Annotated in this window: 17 protein-coding genes; 10 read left to right on the top strand and 7 right to left on the bottom strand. The window is 68.9% G+C overall.

The window, feature by feature from the left end; translation table 11 throughout:
• The first annotated feature begins 41 nt into the window (after window positions 1-41).
• From IEV99_RS14645 to IEV99_RS14665, 5 genes are read left to right on the top strand one after another with little or no spacing between them, the layout of a single operon-like run.
• On the top strand, window positions 42-932 hold the full coding sequence (locus tag IEV99_RS14645; RefSeq protein ID WP_244643881.1) for a carbohydrate ABC transporter permease: 891 nt from the start codon (window positions 42-44) through the stop codon (window positions 930-932).
• Entirely contained in the window at window positions 925-1776 is an 852-nt protein-coding gene (locus IEV99_RS14650) for a carbohydrate ABC transporter permease (protein WP_188518494.1), read from the top strand. Before IEV99_RS14645 ends, IEV99_RS14650 begins: the two co-directional genes overlap by 8 nt.
• A 38-nt stretch (window positions 1777-1814) precedes the next feature.
• Window positions 1815-2912: a Gfo/Idh/MocA family protein gene (locus IEV99_RS14655; protein ID WP_188518495.1), complete on the top strand. Its 1098-nt coding sequence runs from the start codon at window positions 1815-1817 to the stop codon at window positions 2910-2912.
• A gap of 10 nt (window positions 2913-2922) precedes the next feature.
• Window positions 2923-3564 (top strand): ThuA domain-containing protein, encoded by a 642-nt coding sequence (locus IEV99_RS14660; protein WP_188518496.1) that lies wholly within the window; start codon window positions 2923-2925, stop codon window positions 3562-3564.
• A gap of 4 nt (window positions 3565-3568) precedes the next feature.
• A complete protein-coding gene (locus IEV99_RS14665) occupies window positions 3569-4612 on the top strand; it encodes a LacI family DNA-binding transcriptional regulator (RefSeq protein WP_188518497.1) in 1044 nt (347 codons plus the stop codon).
• A gap of 196 nt (window positions 4613-4808) precedes the next feature.
• Here IEV99_RS14665 and IEV99_RS14670 read toward each other — a convergent pair whose 3' ends face one another.
• Both IEV99_RS14670 and IEV99_RS14675 read right to left on the bottom strand, forming a co-directional pair.
• Window positions 4809-5351 (bottom strand): hypothetical protein, encoded by a 543-nt coding sequence (locus IEV99_RS14670; protein ID WP_188518498.1) that lies wholly within the window; start codon window positions 5349-5351, stop codon window positions 4809-4811.
• Between the two features lie 99 nt (window positions 5352-5450).
• Window positions 5451-6221 carry an SGNH/GDSL hydrolase family protein gene (locus IEV99_RS14675; RefSeq protein ID WP_188518499.1) on the bottom strand — a complete coding sequence of 257 codons (771 nt, stop codon included), beginning with the start codon at window positions 6219-6221 and terminating at the stop codon, window positions 5451-5453.
• 208 nt (window positions 6222-6429) lie between these two features.
• Between IEV99_RS14675 and IEV99_RS14680 the strand changes: the two genes are divergently transcribed.
• Window positions 6430-7551, top strand: coding sequence for an OpgC family protein (locus tag IEV99_RS14680; RefSeq protein WP_188518500.1), 1122 nt, complete (start codon window positions 6430-6432; stop codon window positions 7549-7551).
• Window positions 7485-8249, top strand: a complete 765-nt coding sequence (locus tag IEV99_RS14685; RefSeq protein ID WP_188518501.1) for an SGNH/GDSL hydrolase family protein — start codon at window positions 7485-7487, stop codon at window positions 8247-8249. The genes IEV99_RS14680 and IEV99_RS14685 overlap by 67 nt, the downstream gene beginning before the upstream one ends.
• 27 nt (window positions 8250-8276) lie before the next feature.
• On the opposite strand, the gene IEV99_RS14690 is transcribed toward IEV99_RS14685, so the two are convergent.
• Window positions 8277-9128, bottom strand: a complete 852-nt coding sequence (locus tag IEV99_RS14690; RefSeq protein ID WP_188518502.1) for a class I SAM-dependent methyltransferase — start codon at window positions 9126-9128, stop codon at window positions 8277-8279.
• 131 nt (window positions 9129-9259) lie between these two features.
• On the opposite strand from IEV99_RS14690, the gene IEV99_RS14695 reads away from it, so the two are divergent.
• Complete coding sequence (locus IEV99_RS14695) at window positions 9260-10663, top strand: LuxR C-terminal-related transcriptional regulator (RefSeq protein WP_188518503.1); 1404 nt, start codon at window positions 9260-9262, stop codon at window positions 10661-10663.
• Window positions 10664-10678: 15 nt separating this feature from the next.
• Here the strand turns inward: IEV99_RS14695 and IEV99_RS14700 are convergent, their stop codons facing one another.
• Window positions 10679-11200 carry a DUF427 domain-containing protein gene (locus tag IEV99_RS14700; RefSeq protein WP_188518504.1) on the bottom strand — a complete coding sequence of 174 codons (522 nt, stop codon included), beginning with the start codon at window positions 11198-11200 and terminating at the stop codon, window positions 10679-10681.
• A 294-nt stretch (window positions 11201-11494) separates the two neighbouring features.
• Here IEV99_RS14700 and IEV99_RS14705 point away from each other — a divergent pair, with 294 nt between their 5' ends.
• Both IEV99_RS14705 and IEV99_RS14710 read left to right on the top strand, forming a co-directional pair.
• The gene (locus IEV99_RS14705) at window positions 11495-12313 is read left to right on the top strand and encodes a transglutaminase-like domain-containing protein (RefSeq protein ID WP_188518505.1); all 819 of its coding nucleotides are present in this window, start codon (window positions 11495-11497) and stop codon (window positions 12311-12313) included.
• Between the two features lie 164 nt (window positions 12314-12477).
• On the top strand, window positions 12478-13746 hold the full coding sequence (locus IEV99_RS14710) for a hypothetical protein (RefSeq protein ID WP_188518506.1): 1269 nt from the start codon (window positions 12478-12480) through the stop codon (window positions 13744-13746).
• Window positions 13747-13829: 83 nt separating this feature from the next.
• Here the strand turns inward: IEV99_RS14710 and IEV99_RS14715 are convergent, their stop codons facing one another.
• From IEV99_RS14715 to IEV99_RS14725, 3 genes are all read right to left on the bottom strand, one after another.
• Window positions 13830-14027 carry a hypothetical protein gene (locus IEV99_RS14715; RefSeq protein WP_188518507.1) on the bottom strand — a complete coding sequence of 66 codons (198 nt, stop codon included), beginning with the start codon at window positions 14025-14027 and terminating at the stop codon, window positions 13830-13832.
• Window positions 14028-14114: 87 nt separating this feature from the next.
• Complete coding sequence (locus IEV99_RS14720; RefSeq protein ID WP_188518508.1) at window positions 14115-14291, bottom strand: hypothetical protein; 177 nt, start codon at window positions 14289-14291, stop codon at window positions 14115-14117.
• A 24-nt stretch (window positions 14292-14315) separates the two neighbouring features.
• Complete coding sequence (locus tag IEV99_RS14725; protein ID WP_188518509.1) at window positions 14316-15074, bottom strand: ZIP family metal transporter; 759 nt, start codon at window positions 15072-15074, stop codon at window positions 14316-14318.
• Window positions 15075-15114 lie beyond the last annotated feature (40 nt).

The raw sequence follows: 15114 nt of genomic DNA on the forward strand, positions 1-15114 counted from the left end.
AGCCTCCTCGCCTCCCACGACAGATGCCCGGGAACAAGCCCATGCTCGCCACCGTGGCGCGCCGGTCCATGCAATCCGGCAAGCTCACCGCCATCGCGCTGTTTCTGCCGCCGGCGCTGCTGCTGTTCACGATCTTCGTGGTGCTGCCGATCGCCGAGGCGGCCTGGTACAGCGGCTACAACTGGAACGGTTTCGGCAGCCCGAAGAACTGGGTCGGCTGGGACAACTACCGCTTCGTGTTCGAGACGCGCGCCTTCGGCCTGGCGCTGCGCAACAACCTTCTGATCATCGCGGTGTCGCTGATCATCCAGCTGCCGCTCGCCCTCACGCTGGCGCTGCTGCTCGCCGAGAAGTTCCGCGGCGCGGTGGCGCTGCGCATGCTGTTCTTCATGCCCTACATTCTGGCCGAGATCGCCACGGGCCTGATTTTCAGCTTCGTGTACGATGGCGACTACGGCCTCCTGGCCGCCATCTACCGCCAGTTCGGGGCCGAGGCGCCGCACCTGCTGGCCAGCACGCAGACCTCCATGCTGGCCGTGCTGATCGTGGTGGTGTGGAAGTATTTCGGCTTCCACATGATGCTGTTCATCGCCGCCCTGCAGGGCATGGACCGCAACCTCATCGAGGCCGCCCGCATCGACGGCGCGACCCGCTGGCAGACCGTGCGGCTGATCATCATTCCGCTGCTCTACCCCACCATCCGCCTCTCGGTCTTTTTCGCCGTGGTGGGTTCGCTGCAGCTCTTCGACCTCGTGATGCCGCTGACGCGCGGCGGCCCGGCCGACTCGTCGCAGACGCTGGTGAGCTTTCTCTACAGCTTCGGCGTGATGCGCATGCGGGTGGGCTTCGGCAGCGCGGTCGGCGTCATCCTCTTCGTGATCTGCGTCACCTTCGCGTTCACGTACAAGCGGTGGTTCATGCGCGATGAATAGCTCCTCGCCCGCCGTCGGAAAGCCGTTCGACCCCGCCGCGCTCTACAAGGGCCTGTTCCTGGCCATCGTGGTGGTGTTCGTCGCAACGCCGCTGGTCGCCACCCTGCTGGGCGGCTTCAAGTCGCTCGGCGAATTGCGCACCAACCCGTTCGGTCTGCCGCAGGTGTGGGAGTGGGAGAACTACGCCGGCATCCTCCGTTCGCCGCGCTACTGGATCCTGCTGCGCAATTCGCTGGTGATCTCCAGCCTCACGGTGGCGCTCACCCTGATCGTCGCCTCCATGGCGGCCTTCGTATTCGCCCACATCCGCTTCTTCGGCAGCGCCATGCTGCTGAACTACATCACGCTCGGGCTCCTGTTCCCGGCCGCGACCGCGATCCTGCCGCTGTTCATCAAGGTGCGGGACCTCGGCCTGCTGGACAGCTATTTCGGCGTGGTGCTGCCGCAGGTCGCCTTCGCGCTGGCGATGAGCATCCTCTTGCTGAGGCGCTTCTTCCGCGACCTGCCGGTGGAGCTGTTGGAGGCCGCGCTGGTGGATGGCTGCAGCTACATCAACTACTTCCGCTACGTCACGCTGCCGCTGTCCCGGCCCATCCTGGCCACCGTCGGCACCATCGCGTTCGTGAACTCCTGGAACGCCTACCTGGTGCCGCTCGTGATGCTGAACAGCGACGAGCGCTACCCCTGGCCGCTGGGCATCATGATCTACCAGGGCGAATACTCGTCCGAATGGCACCTGATCCTGGCCTTCATCACCCTCACGATCCTTCCCACCATCCTGCTGTTCCTGCTTGCCCAAAAGCACATCGTCGCCGGCCTCACGGCCGGCGCGGTGAAGGGCTGAGCGGAAGCGGCCACGAGAAGAACCAACCGGAGCGACCCATGAGCAAGACCGGGATCGGCGTCATCGGCTGTGGCAACATCAGCCAGAAATACATGACCGCGATGCGGCAATTCCCCAACATCGAGCTGCGCGCGGTGGCCGACATGCGCCAGTCCGTGGCGGACGTGCGCGGCCGCGAGTTCAACGTGCCGGCCATGCGGGTGGACCAGTTGCTGAAGCGCGACGACGTCGAGATCGTCGTCAACCTGACGGTGCCGCTGGCCCATACCGACGTCAGCCTCGCGGTGCTGAACGCCGGCAAGCACGTGCATTCGGAAAAGCCGCTCGGCGTGAACGTCGCCGAGGCCCGCAAGGTGATGGACCTTGCGGCGCAAAAGAACCTGCGCGTCGGCTGCGCGCCCGACACCTTCCTGGGCGGCGGCCACCAGACCGCCCGCAAGCTCATCGACGACGGCGCCATCGGGACGCCGGTGGCTGGCTCGGCCTTCTTCATGTGCCCCGGCCATGAGCGCTGGCACCCCGCGCCCGGCTTCTACTACCTGCGCGGCGGCGGCCCGATGCTCGACATGGGCCCCTACTACATCACCGACCTGATCCAGCTGCTCGGCCCCATCGCGTCCGTGATGGGCTCGGTGTCGACGCCCCGCAAGGAGCGGCTGGTCACCAGCGAGCCGATGAATGGCGAGATGATCCCCGTGGAGGTCGCCACCCACGTGGCCGGCACGCTGGAATTCGTCTCGGGCGCGCTCGTCACCATCGCGATGAGCTTCGACGTGCCCAAGCACCGGCACACGCCCATCGAGATCTACGGCACGAAGGGCAGCATCCTGGTGCCCGATCCCAACCGCTTCGGCGGCGAGGTGCAGGTCGCCAAGCTCGGCGGCGACTTCGAGGCCATGCCGACCACGCATGGCAACGCCGAGGGCGAATATCGCTCCATCGGGGTCGCCGACATGGCGGCCGCCATCCAGAACAACCGGCCGCACCGCGCCAGCGGCGCGCTGGCCCTGCACGCGCTGGAGGCCATGGAAGCGTTCCAGACCTCGTCCGACGAGGGACGGCGCGTGAAGCTCGAAACCATCGTGGAGCGCCCGGCCATGCTGCCGCCGGGCCTGCCCACCGGCCAGCTCGATTGAGGACATGACCATGCGGACTGCAATGATCGTCTGGGGCGGATGGGCGGGCCACGACCCCGACCTCTGCGCCTCCATGATCCGGGGCTGGCTGAAGCGCGAAGGCTTCGAGGTGCGGGTCGAGACCAAGACCGAGGTCTTCCTCGACCCCGCCATCAAGGACTACTCGCTGATCATCCCGATCTACACGATGGCGAAGATCGAGAAGCCCGAGGCCGCCGCCTTGTGCGAGGCCGTGAAGGGCGGCGTCGGCCTCGCCGGCCACCACGGCGGCATGGGCGACGCCTTCCGGGAGGCCGTGGACTACCAGTTCATGTGCGGCGGCCAGTGGGTCGCGCATCCGGGCAACATCATCGACTACAAGGTCGACGTGACCCGGCCGGACGATCCCATCATGGCCGGCATCGAGAGCTTCGAGCACCGCTCCGAGCAATATTACATGCATGTCGACCCGGCGAACGAAGTGCTGGCGACCACCACCTTCACGGGCGAGCATGCGCCCTGGATCGACGGCGTCGTCATGCCGGTGGTGTGGAAGAAGCGCTTCGGCCAGGGCCGCGTGTTCTATTCGGCGCTCGGCCACCGGGCCTACGAGCTTGACGTGCCGGAGATTCGCACGCTCATGACGCGCGGTTTCCTGTGGGCCGCACGCTGACGTCATGACCGAGCACCGCCTTCTCCGCCGATCGACCCTCGAGGACGTCGCCCGCGAGGCCGGCGTCTCGCTGGCCACGGCCGACCGGGTGGTGCATCGGCGTGACGGCGTGCGCGAGAAGACGATCCGCCGGGTCGAGGCCGCGATCGCCAAGCTGGGCTACCGGCCCAATGCGGCGGCCGCGAGCCTGTCGCGCAACAAGACCTGGCGTTTCGCCTTCATGCTGCCGGCCAACTCCAACGCGTTCATCGCCAACCTGGCCGAGCAGGTGGAGCGCACCTCCGACTGGCTGACCGGGCAGAACGGCTTCATCGACGTGATGCGGGTCGACGTGTTCGACCCCGTGACGCTCGCCAAGGCGCTGTGGGACCTGCCGGCCGTGTACGAGGGCGTCGCCGTGGTGGCGCTCGACGACGCCCGCGTGCGCGCCGCCATGGACGACCTCGTGGCGCGCGGCGTCCACGTCGTCACGCTGGTGTCGGACGCGCCGGGATCGCGCCGGGCAAACTATGTGGGGATCGACAACCCCGCCGCCGGCCGCACCGCCGGCTCGCTGATGGGGCGCTTTCTGCGCGGCCAGAAGGGCTTCGTCGGCATCATCACCGGCTCGCTCTCGCTGCGCGACCATGCCGAGCGGCATTTCGGGTTCCGGCAAGTCCTCTCGGCCGAGTACCCGGATCTTGTCGGCCTGCCGCCCGCAGAGGGCCGCGACGACAGCGCCCGCAATCACGAGATCGCCCGCGCCCTGCTGGCGCAGCATCCGGACCTCGTCGGGATCTACAACGCCGGGGCGGGAAACGAGGGCATCGCGGCGGCGCTGCGGGAAGCTGGCGCCGGCCGCGACATCGTCTGGATCGCGCACGAACTGACCGGCGACACCCGCCGGCTGCTGCTGGAAGGCACAATCGCGGCCATCATCAACCAGGATCCCGGCCACGAGGCCCGCTCGGCCGCCCGCATCCTGCTGGCGCTCTGCACCGGGCAACTGATCTATCCCGACCAGGAACGCATCCGGATCGAGATCTTCCTGCGGGACAATCTGAACTGAAAAGGCTCAACGCTCAGTCTCACCGTCATTGCGAGCGAGAGCGAAGCAATCCAGCTGACGCCGGACGTTAGGTCTGGATTGCTTCGCTGCGCTCGCACTGACGGCAGGGCAACGATAGGCTCGGGAGCGCGGCCGAGCGATCGCCAAGATGGCGATTGCTCTTGCCCGGTTGCGAGAGCGAGCCGCTGTCCGGGCGTTAGATCACCGGCGCGGCCGGTGTGGCCGGCATGGCAGGCGCCGCGCCCGTTCCGGCCAGCGCGGCCAAGATCTCCGCCATGGTGGCCTTTTCGGCGTCGCTGACCTTCACGCCGCCAAAGCCCAGGAACCCGCCCTCGTTGCCGGCTTCGGCCGCCTTCAGGGCGACGTGGTTCAGCCAAGCCTTGAAGGCGGGAGCATCCTCGGGCGCCTTGGCGTCGAGGATCTGGGCAATCGAGCGGAGCTCCTGAAGCGCCCTACCCTTGTACTCGGAAATCTGGCCGCCCTTGAACTGCGACTGCATCCAGTCGCGCGCCGCGGTCCGCGTGTCGGAATTCGCAATGTCGTCCGCCACCGCCTTCACGAGCGGGTTGGCGTTGGCGTCCTGTTTGGCTTCCAGCAACGCCCAGCCGCCCGACATAGCCTCCTTCAGGAGCCCCCATAGCCCGCTCGGCTCGGCCGCCGTGATGGCGAGGCCGGTCAGCATCGGGCTGGCGACGACGCGTGCCCATTCCTCAGGTGTGAAGCTTGCCTTGCTGGCCATGACGTCCTCCCTCGAACCCGCCTCAATGGCCCGAACGCGGCATGGTTCCACGCCGGCCAGTCACGGCGCGGGAGACGCAGGACGATCGCAGGCGTGGGCCTATTGGACGGTCTGGGCCGGCTGGGCGCTGGCCATCGGGCCGGCCGTGGCGGCGGCGTCCGCAATGACGCCCGCGAGCTTCTGCGCCAGGCAGGCGTATCCGGCGTCGTTCATGTGAAAGCGGTCGGGCGCAAGCGCGGCTTCGAGCCGCTCGGCGCCGCCGGCGTCCACCCAGGCCTGCATCATGTCGTGGCGATGAAACACCGGCACGCGCGCGGCGGCGGCCTCCTCGCGCACGGCGGCCACGAAGGCGCGGTAGCGGCGGCCGTCCTTGATGGCAGGGAAATATTGCTGGTCGATGATCATCAAACCGAGCCCGGCGTTGCGCACCGTCGCGATGCCCTCGCGCAGCATGTCGCGGAACGGGCCGACCTCTCCGCCTGCCAGGGCGTCGTTGGTGCCGACCTGCCAGAGCACGAGATCGAAGCCGCCGTCGGCCACGGCCGACCGGAGACGCGCGAGCGTCGCGTCGGCTTTCTCGCCGCCGATGCCGGCGTTCACGACCGTGACGGGCGCGCCCGGGATGCGGCGCGCGAGCTCTCCCTGAAGCTGCGCCGGATAGCTGAACTGAGGCGACGTGGCGCCGACGCCCTCCGTCGACGACGAGCCGATGGCCAACACGCGCAGGGGCGCCCCAGCGGCGCGATCGGCCTGGACGCGGGAGAGGCGCAAGGGATCGGAGAAGTTCTGCGCGCCGCAGGGAATCGACCCGGCCTCAGCGGCTCCGCAGAGCGCCAGGCACATGAGAACCACCGTCGTCGCGAGCTTCAAAACTGCGCCCCCAGCCGTTTAACCGGGTGTGACTTAAACACACGGACCTGAACGCCTGCTGAACAAAGCGCAGGGCCTTAGGGAATCGGTAACCAGCGTATGACGAGGAATTGATCTGACGGGCCGCAAGCCCGACGCAATTTTCGCGCACTCATACGTTGAGCCGCGTCGCCCCCGCTCGAACGGCCCCGCCCGGACAGGCACGAAGATGCAAAGCCCCGACCGATTCCTCGCCATCGACGCCCTGCGCGGCCTCGCGCTGGTGACGATCTTCATCAACCACGTGCCGGGCACGATCTTTGAGCGTTTGACGCACAAGAACTTCGGCCTGTCTGATTCGGCGGAGATTTTCGTGCTGCTGGCGGGCGTGGGCGCCGCGCTGGCCTACCTGCGTCCGTTCCGCGCCGGAGACGCCGCGCGCCAGATCTTCCGCATGGTGGTGCGGGCCGTGCAGATCTACGCCGCGCACCTCGTCGTGCTGGTGGTCTGCGGCGCGATCGTGGCCGCGGCGGCGCTGTCCTACCATGACCCGCGCATTCTCGAGGCCATGAACTTCGAGACGGTGGCGTCCTCGCCGACCGAGAGCCTGCTCGGCATTGCGACGCTCGGGCTGCAGCCGTCCTACCTCAACATCCTGCCGCTCTACGTGGTGCTGCTGTTGATGGCGCCGGCCCTGATCGCCCTGGTCGCGCACAAGCCGCGCCTCGCCCTGCTGTTCTCGGCTGGCGTTTATTTGGCGGCCCAGTTCGGCGCGGTTCCGCCGAGCTATCCGCAGGAGAACGCCTGGTTCTTCAATCCTTTCGCGTGGCAATTGCTGTTCGTGATCGGCCTGTGCGCCGGCGCGGCGCTTGTGGAGCGTCGGCCGATCCGCCGGCCGGGCTGGGTGCTGCCGCTCTGCATGGCCTATCTGGCCGCCGGCCTCGCGTGGAAGCAGCTGGAGTTTTATCCGGAAGGCGTGCCCGGCCTGCCGCGCTTCCTGTGGGACGACGACAAGCACCTCCTCTCGGTCCCGCGCCTCGTGCACGTGCTGGCGCTGGCCTGGGTGGTGACGGCCCTGCCGCTGGAGCGCTGGCTGCGCCGGGCTCCCGCGCTGGCCCCCCTCGGATGGATGGGGCGCAATTCTTTGGTTGTTTTCTCGATCGGCACTATCCTGGCCATCGGCGGGCAGGTCCTGCGCATCATCGGCGCGGGCGACCCCAGCCTCGACGTGGCGATCATCGGCCTCGGCCTCGCGCTGCAGGTTGGTTTGGCATGGGCTCTGGAATGGAACCGTTCGGGTCTGAAGCCGCAACGCGTCGAAGCCGGCGCGCCGGTCTCGGCGCAGCGTTAGCCGCGGCCGCGCTCGCCGCCGCGCTGCTGCTCGGCGGCGCGTCCGCGCGGGCCGAGGTTTCGCCCCGGTGCCGCGTCCCGGACGTCTACCTGTCCATGGCGGCGGACCTGAAGCGCACGGAGCGCCTCATCGACCGCGCCACGCCCGTGCGCGTCATGGTGCTTGGTCCGGAGATCGGCGGCGCGGCCATGCCGGAACGCCGCCGCGCCCGCCTGCACCAGGAACTTGCGCGCCGGCTCCCGGCCACCAATTTCGAGTTCGTGGACGACAGCGCCCCTTCCGGCCTTGTGGAGGATGACTTCAACGCCATTCGGTCGGCCGCCGCGCGCGTGGAGCCCGACCTGGTGATCTGGCAGGTCGGCGGCGCCGACGCGCTCGCGTCCACGGACGCCGAGGAATTCGGCAAGCGCCTCGCCGACGCCGCCAAGTGGATGAAGGAGCGCAACATCGACCTCATCCTGGTCGACCCGCCCTTCGTGCCGCGCGTGCGTCACGAGCAGCTCTACTGGCGGATCGTGGGCAAGATCCGCGAAGTGACGGACCGCGCCCGCCTCAATTTGTTCCAGCGCTACGCGGCTATGCAATTCCTCGACTTCGAGCGCCAGAAGCTCAAGGAGGAGCCCACAGACGCCAACTCCCGCCGGGTCTGCATGGCCGAGCTCGTGGCCGAAGCCATCGCCAAGGCGGCGACGCGCTGACGCGGGAGGCCGAAGGAGAGTGGGCGTTCATGCGCGCCGGATCACCACCTCGAGATACTCCGACTCCACCACCAGCGCGCCGTCCGTGGCGCGGTTGAACGCCTCGATCAGCGCCATGATGTCGGCCGCCAGCGCCTCCTGTCCGGCCGGGTCCAGCGCCCCGAACGCCTTCAGCACCGGCCCGTACCAGGTGCGGAACACCTCAAGCCAATGCGCGGGCGACCGGTAGCGGAACGCAAAGGTCTTAGGCGTCGCGCGGATCTCGGCTGCGCCGGCTCCGAACTGCTCTTCGAGCCACGCGACCCGGCCCCAATTGGCGGGCGGACAGGCTCCGGGCGGTGGCGGGACGCGCTTTCCGATGGTCGCGAACAGGCGGCCAATGAACCCATCGGGCGTCCAGTTGGCCATGCCGATCCGACCGCCTGGGCGAACGACCCGCAGGAGCTCCGCCGCGGCGGCCGAGTGATCGGCCGTGAACATCACGCCGAACGTCGACAGGACCACGTCGAATGACGCCGCGTCGAAGGGCAGCGCTTCGGCGTCTGCGGTCTCCACCCGCAGCGGCAGGCCCTCCGCCGCCGCGCGGGCCAGCGCACGTTCCAGCAGGGCCGGCACGTAGTCCGTGGCGGTCACGTCCGCGAAGCGGCGCGCCGCCGCCAGCGAGGCGTTGCCGTTGCCGGCCGCCACGTCCAGCACGCGCTCGCCGGCCCGCAGGTCCACGGCTTCGCAGAGCGTCTCGCCGACGATTTGCAGCGTTGTTCCGACGATGGCGTAATCCCCCGAAGCCCAAGTCGCCTGCTGCCGGGCCTTCAAGGCCGAAAGATCCACCGATGGAGCCGCGGGCGTCATCGCCGGAGAGGGAGCTGTGAGCGTCGACATGAAGACCTCCTGTGGTGAAAGCCTCCGGAGCGTGCCTTTCGCCACTGCGCGCCGCCATAGGGCCGGTGCAGTATTCTGCATCCTGCAATTGATGTAGTTTGCGCCTGCACCTGCAGTCGGAACGGAGAGCGATGGACGCGCTGAGCCGACGTGAAGCTGAGATCGCCCGCGCCTATGCGGACGGGGCGAGCCACCGGGCGATCGGCGAGACGCTGTTCATCGCGCCCTCGACGGTGCGGACCCATGTTGCGACGATCTACCAGAAGCTGGGCGTCTCCTCGAAGCTCGAGCTCGCCCGGGCCCTGGGGTCGCTGGGCGGAGCCGCCTCGGCCGCGACGCCGCCCGCCGCCGTCGAACACCGGCGCGCCCTGGCGATCATGCCCTTCCGGGCGCAGCAGCCGGCGGAGCGCAACGTCGCGGCCGGCCTCGTCCAAGACGTGATCACCCGGATTTCGAAGCTGCGCTGCATTCACGTCATCGCCCGCGGGACGTGCTTCGCCCTGGACGAGAGGGGCGTGCGCGGCCGTGAGGCCGCCGAGTTGCTGGGTGTGGACTATCTGGCGTCCGGCGAGCTCACGCGGGCCGGCGGCGCGCTGCGGGTGTCGGTGGAGCTCAGCGACTGCTCGCGCGACGAGGCGATCTGGGCCGAGAGCTTCGAGTTCAGCGCCGACGACATGCTGCTTGCGCTTGAGCGGATCGGCGACAGCATCGTCGGCGCGGTCACGGCCGGCATCGAGATGGCCGAACGCAACCGGGCTCTGCTCAAGAGCCCCCAATCGCTCGACGCCTGGGAGAGCTTTCACCGGGGCGTCTGGCACATGTTCCGTTTCACGGCGGCGCACAATGCACGGGCACAGGAGCTGTTTCGCCGCTCGGTGGCGCTCGATCCCACCTTCGCGCGCGCCCATGCGGGCCTGTCCTTCACGCATTTCCAGAACGCGTTTCTGCTACGGCCGGAACACCGCGACGACGAGGTCGCCCGCGCGCTGGAGGCGGCAGGCGAGAGCATCATCGCGGACAACCGCGATCCCACCGCGCACTGGGCCCTTGGCCGCGCGCTCTGGCTAAAAGGCGAGCACAGCGAGGCCGCGGCGGCGCTTGACGCCTCCGTCGAGCTGAGCCCGAACTTCGCCATGGGGCACTACTCGCTCGCCTTCGTGAACAGCCAGTCCGGGAATCCCGAGGACGCGATCCGGTCAGCCGATCAATCGCACCGGCTCAGCCCGTTCGACCCGCTGTTGTTCGGCTTCCTCGGCGCGCGCGCGATGGCGCTGTTTCGCCTCGGCGACTACGGGCAGGCGGCCGACGCGGCGCTGCGGGCGGCGGCGCGCCCGAACGCCCATGTGCACATCCAGGCGATCGCCGCTATGTGCCTCGCGGGGGCCGGACGCCTCGAGGAAGGCCGCCGCAAGGTCGCCGACATCCGGGCGATCTCTCCGGCCTACAGCTGCGATGATTTTCTGGTCGCGTTTCGCTTCCCGCCGGCCGATGGCGTCGCGTTCAGCCGCGCCGCGGCCCGCATCGCGTTCACGTGACCTGCCGGAGCCCCCTCACCAGCCCTGCGTGCCTGGCCCGCCCTTGAACGGCCCGACGACGTCATCCGTGATCCAGCCGCCATAAAAGCCGCCCTCCTGCGGCCGCACAGGCGCGCCATCGATCGTGCAGCTGTCCATGCGTCCGGGATAAACCGCGATGAACCCTGCGATGGGCGCGAAGCCGGGCGTGGGCCGCGGATAGCACCAGGCGGCCGAGCGCGCGACCGCCCCGGATCGCCCCTCCCCGGCCGGAACCACGATGTCGAAATAGCTCGCCGGCCCCTTCCACTCGCACACGCTGCCGATGCCAGGCAGCGGAACGAGCCAGTCCATCCGCACGTCCTCGGGCGGCAGGTACCAGGTCGGCGGATGGCTGGTTTCCAGCGCCCGCCAGGCCCGCCGCGTGTCGGCCAGCACGCCGCCGCCGAAGCGCACCACGACATGCCGGTCGGATGGCTGCAGGATAGCAGGCCTCGGATAGTCCCAGACGGACTCCTGGCCGGGTCCGGGCGGAAGTGGCTGGGGACGAAAGGCCATGGCGTGCTCCAAGTTGAACCGGCTTGGCCGCCGCCGCGCGTGCAACGATCGGGAGAGCGACCACGTTCGCATTATGAGCCAGATGGGCCGAGAGGCCCGCTGCTCATTCCGTCGCAGGCCTGCGCGCCAACGTCGCGATCCGGTTACCGGGCGGGCGTTCTGGCGCGCGCTTGTGCAAGGTGAACGGACTTTGTTCGGCCTTTCCACGCAATCGACATGGCTTTGCTTGTCATTACCCGCGAGGATGGACGCTGACGCGAAGTCTGGCGCCCCGCCCCGCCCGAGGAGTTCACCATGCGCCTGCACGTTGGCTGTGACCTGGGATACGAGTTCGTGCAGCCTACGCCGCTGATCGCGATGTTGAACGTGCACGCGTCGCGGGTTTCGGATCTCGAGCAGCCCGACCTCCTGATCACCGATCCGCCCGTGCCGGTGGAGGGCTACCGCGACACGTTTGGCAACTGGTGCAACCGCATGGTGGCGCCCGCCGGAGCGTTCAAGCTCAGCATCCGGGGCATCATCCGGGACGACGGGCGCTGGGACGAGGCCGCGCCGGACGCCCAGCAGGCCGAAGTGCAACTGCTTCCGCACGACGCGCTGCTGTTTCTGCTCGGCAGCCGCTATTGCGAGACGGACGTGATGTCCGGCGTAGCCTGGGAGCTGTTCGGCCAGACCCAGCCGGGTTGGACTCGCGTCAAGGCGATCGTGGACTACGTGCACGGCCACCTCACCTTCAGCTATCCGCAGTCGCGCCCGACGCGCACGGCCGCCGAAGCTTATCGCGAGCAGGTCGGCGTGTGCCGCGACTTCGCTCATCTGGCGATCACGTTCTGCCGCAGCCTCAACATCCCGGCGCGGTACTGCACGGGCTACATCAGCGATGTCGGCCTGCCGCCGCCACACGCGCCGCAGGATTTCGCCGCCTGGATGGAGGTGTATCTCGACGGCCGTTGGCATGTATTCGACCCGCGTAACAACGACCCGCGCATCGGCCGTATTCTGGTCGCTTATGGACGTGACGCCGCGGATGTCCCGATGACGATGACATTCGGGCCGAACATCCTGACCTCGTTCGAGGTCATTACCGAAGAGCTTGCGCCCCTGCCGAGCTAGTAGATTTGCAGACAGGCAGCTTCAATCGGGTCGTTTCGATCTTTCTCCGTCACCCCACACCGCCACCTGTTTCACAATGGGACAGAAAGCGCGCGCCTGAACTTTGCAACCTCCGATTGTAACGCGAGCGACCAGTGTCGCTCCGGGACATTCGGAGCCCAAAAATGCGCGCACTCACACCGATCGGCCTCTTCATCGTGGCGCTTGGCGCGTCCGCGACCTCGGCCTCAGCCGATACCTGCAATCCTTTCTCGAGCGGCTTCGTCCAGTTGTGCCAGCTCTACGAGCTGAACACGGGCGCGCTCGCCAACGCCGGCCCGATCTCGTTCGGTCCATCCCCGGCGCAGAGCGGCATCCGCAGCGGCGGCGCCGGCCCGGGCTCGGTCAGCAAGGCTGCGGCGCGGTCAGGCGGCGCGGCGCCCGGCGCGGGCGGTTCAGAAGGCGGCGCGGGCGGCGCAGCTCCGGGCGGCGACGGCGGCGCGGGAACTGGCGAGGGCGGAACGGGCCCATCGACTGGCGGCGGAAAAGGCAAGGGCAAGGGCGGCGTCGGTCACCACGGCGGTCACGGCCACAAAGGCGGCAAGGACGGCAACGACGGCAAAGAACACGGGGGTGGCAAGGGCCACGGCCAGCACGCCGGCAACGGCGGCGGCGACACGCACGGCTCGGGCCACGGCAAGGGCGCGGATGGTTCGGACAACGGCAAGGGTTCCGGCCAGGGCGGCTCGGGACAGGGCGGGTCCGGCAAGGGCAAGGGTGGCGGCAAGGACGGCCCAGGCAACGGCAACGGCAATAGCCCGAACGCCGGCAATGGCGGCGGCAACACCAGCGGCTCCGGCCCCGGCACCGGCAACAACGGCTCGAACAATGGCAAGGGTTCGGGCCAGGGCAGCGCGGGCCAGGGGAGCTCCGGTCAAGGCGGCGCCGGCGGCAAGGGTGGCGATTCTGGCGGCGGATCGGGCGCGGGCGGCGCGGGTGGACAAGGCTCATCCGGCGGAGTTGGCGCATCCGGCGGTGCAGGCGGCGCTGGAAGCGCGGGCGGATCGGGCGGCGGCTCCGGTCAGGGCGGCGCAGGCGGCAAGGGATCGTCCGGCGCGGGCGGCTCCGGCTCGTCAGGCGGAGCGGGCGGGCAAGGCTCATCAGGCGGAGCTGGCCCATCCGGTGGTGCGGGTGGCGCTGGAAGCGCGGGCGGTTCGGGCGGCGGCTCCGGTCAGGGCGGCGCAGGCGGCAAGGGATCGGCCGGCGCGGGCGGCTCCGGCTCGTCGGGCGGCGCCGGCGGATCTGGCGGCGGTTCAGGCGGCGCTGGCGGACCTGGTGGTTCAGGCGGAGCTGGTGGAGCCGGCGGGAGTTCGGGCGGCTCGGGCGGCAACTCCGGCGCTGGCGGCTCGGGCGGAAACGGCGGCTCGGGCGGCGCCGGCGGCTCCAAGAAGTAACGGCTGAAATCTGCGCGGTCGCCGCTCACTGCGGCGACCGTTTGCGTCTGGCGGCCAGACTGCCTGCCAAATCCCGCGTGCGATCAGGCCAGCCGGGACTCAGCTTGCGGAGACGCCCGCAACGCTGCGAGGAGAAGACGCGCGGCCGCGGCCGCGGCGGTCGCCCCGTTGGCGCCGATGAAGACCCCGAGCGCGATCCAGCCGGCGCCGCCCGCCATCGCGGCGAGAACGGCCCCCAGCACAGCTCCCAGAAATGCAAATCCAGCCAGACCGATCGCCATCGCACCCTCGTGTTCCGCCAAACACGCTAGGACGCAAAGGTAAACGGGATGTTGCGCAGGCCGCTCGCATGCGAGGGGTCGGGGCGCTCAGTAGCCGACGACGCGAAGGCAGATCCACGTGATCGCGAAAGCGACAACGAAGGCCAGCACGGCCCCGCCGATGGCGCGCGGGCTGCGCAACCCGGCCGCCCTGCCCGGCCCTGCGAACACGAACCAGAACGCCACGATGAGCCCGATGATTGCGGCGATGTCGTTGCGCGGCATGGATGACTCTCCGGTTGCGGCGGCTCAGCCGCCGAGTTTCGTTAGAATGAACGCGAGAAGAAACCCCGCGACGGTGATCAGGCCCGAGAACTCGTGGGTCGACTCGAACGCTTCCGGGATCATGGTGTCGGCCAGCATGGCCAGGATCGCGCCGGCCGCGACCGCCGTGGTGGCGGCGATGATCTCCGGATTGGCCCCTTCCAGCGCGACGTTGCCGAGCATCGCCGCGAGGCCGGAAACGACCGCGATGCCGCCCCAGACGCCGAACACATAAGCCGCGCCCCGCCCCGCCCGTCGCATTCCGGCGGCGCTGGAAAGTCCCTCGGGCACGTTGGACAAGAACACCGCCGCCACCGTGACGAGGCTCACGCCCTTGCCGGCAAGCAGACCGACGCCGATCACCACCGATTCTGGGATTCCGTCCAGCAACGCCCCGACCGCGATGGCGAGGCCCGAGGAGCCGGCCGCAGCCTGGCTTTCATCCGGGTTGTGCCCAGAGCGCTTGCGATGCTTCGCGCCCCGCCGCGTGATGATGATGTTGGCCGCCGTGTAGATGGCCGCGCCGCCGAGAAAGCCAAGCGACGTCGAGTCGAAACCGCCCAGTCGGTACGCCTCGTCCATCAGGTCGAACGCAACGGCCGAAATCAGCACGCCGGACCCGATCGCCATCACGGAGGCGATGGCGCGCTGCGACAGCGACGTGAACCACGCGATCGCGGCGCCAAGAACCAGCGCCGATCCGCCGACGAGCCCCCAGAGCCCGGCTTGAAGCCACAACGGCATGTGCATGCATCGACCCCTGCCGCCCGTTCACGAACGAAGG

The organism is Alsobacter metallidurans (assembly GCF_014636935.1).
In the GTDB taxonomy this organism is placed as follows: Bacteria; Pseudomonadota; Alphaproteobacteria; order Rhizobiales; family Beijerinckiaceae; genus Alsobacter; species Alsobacter metallidurans.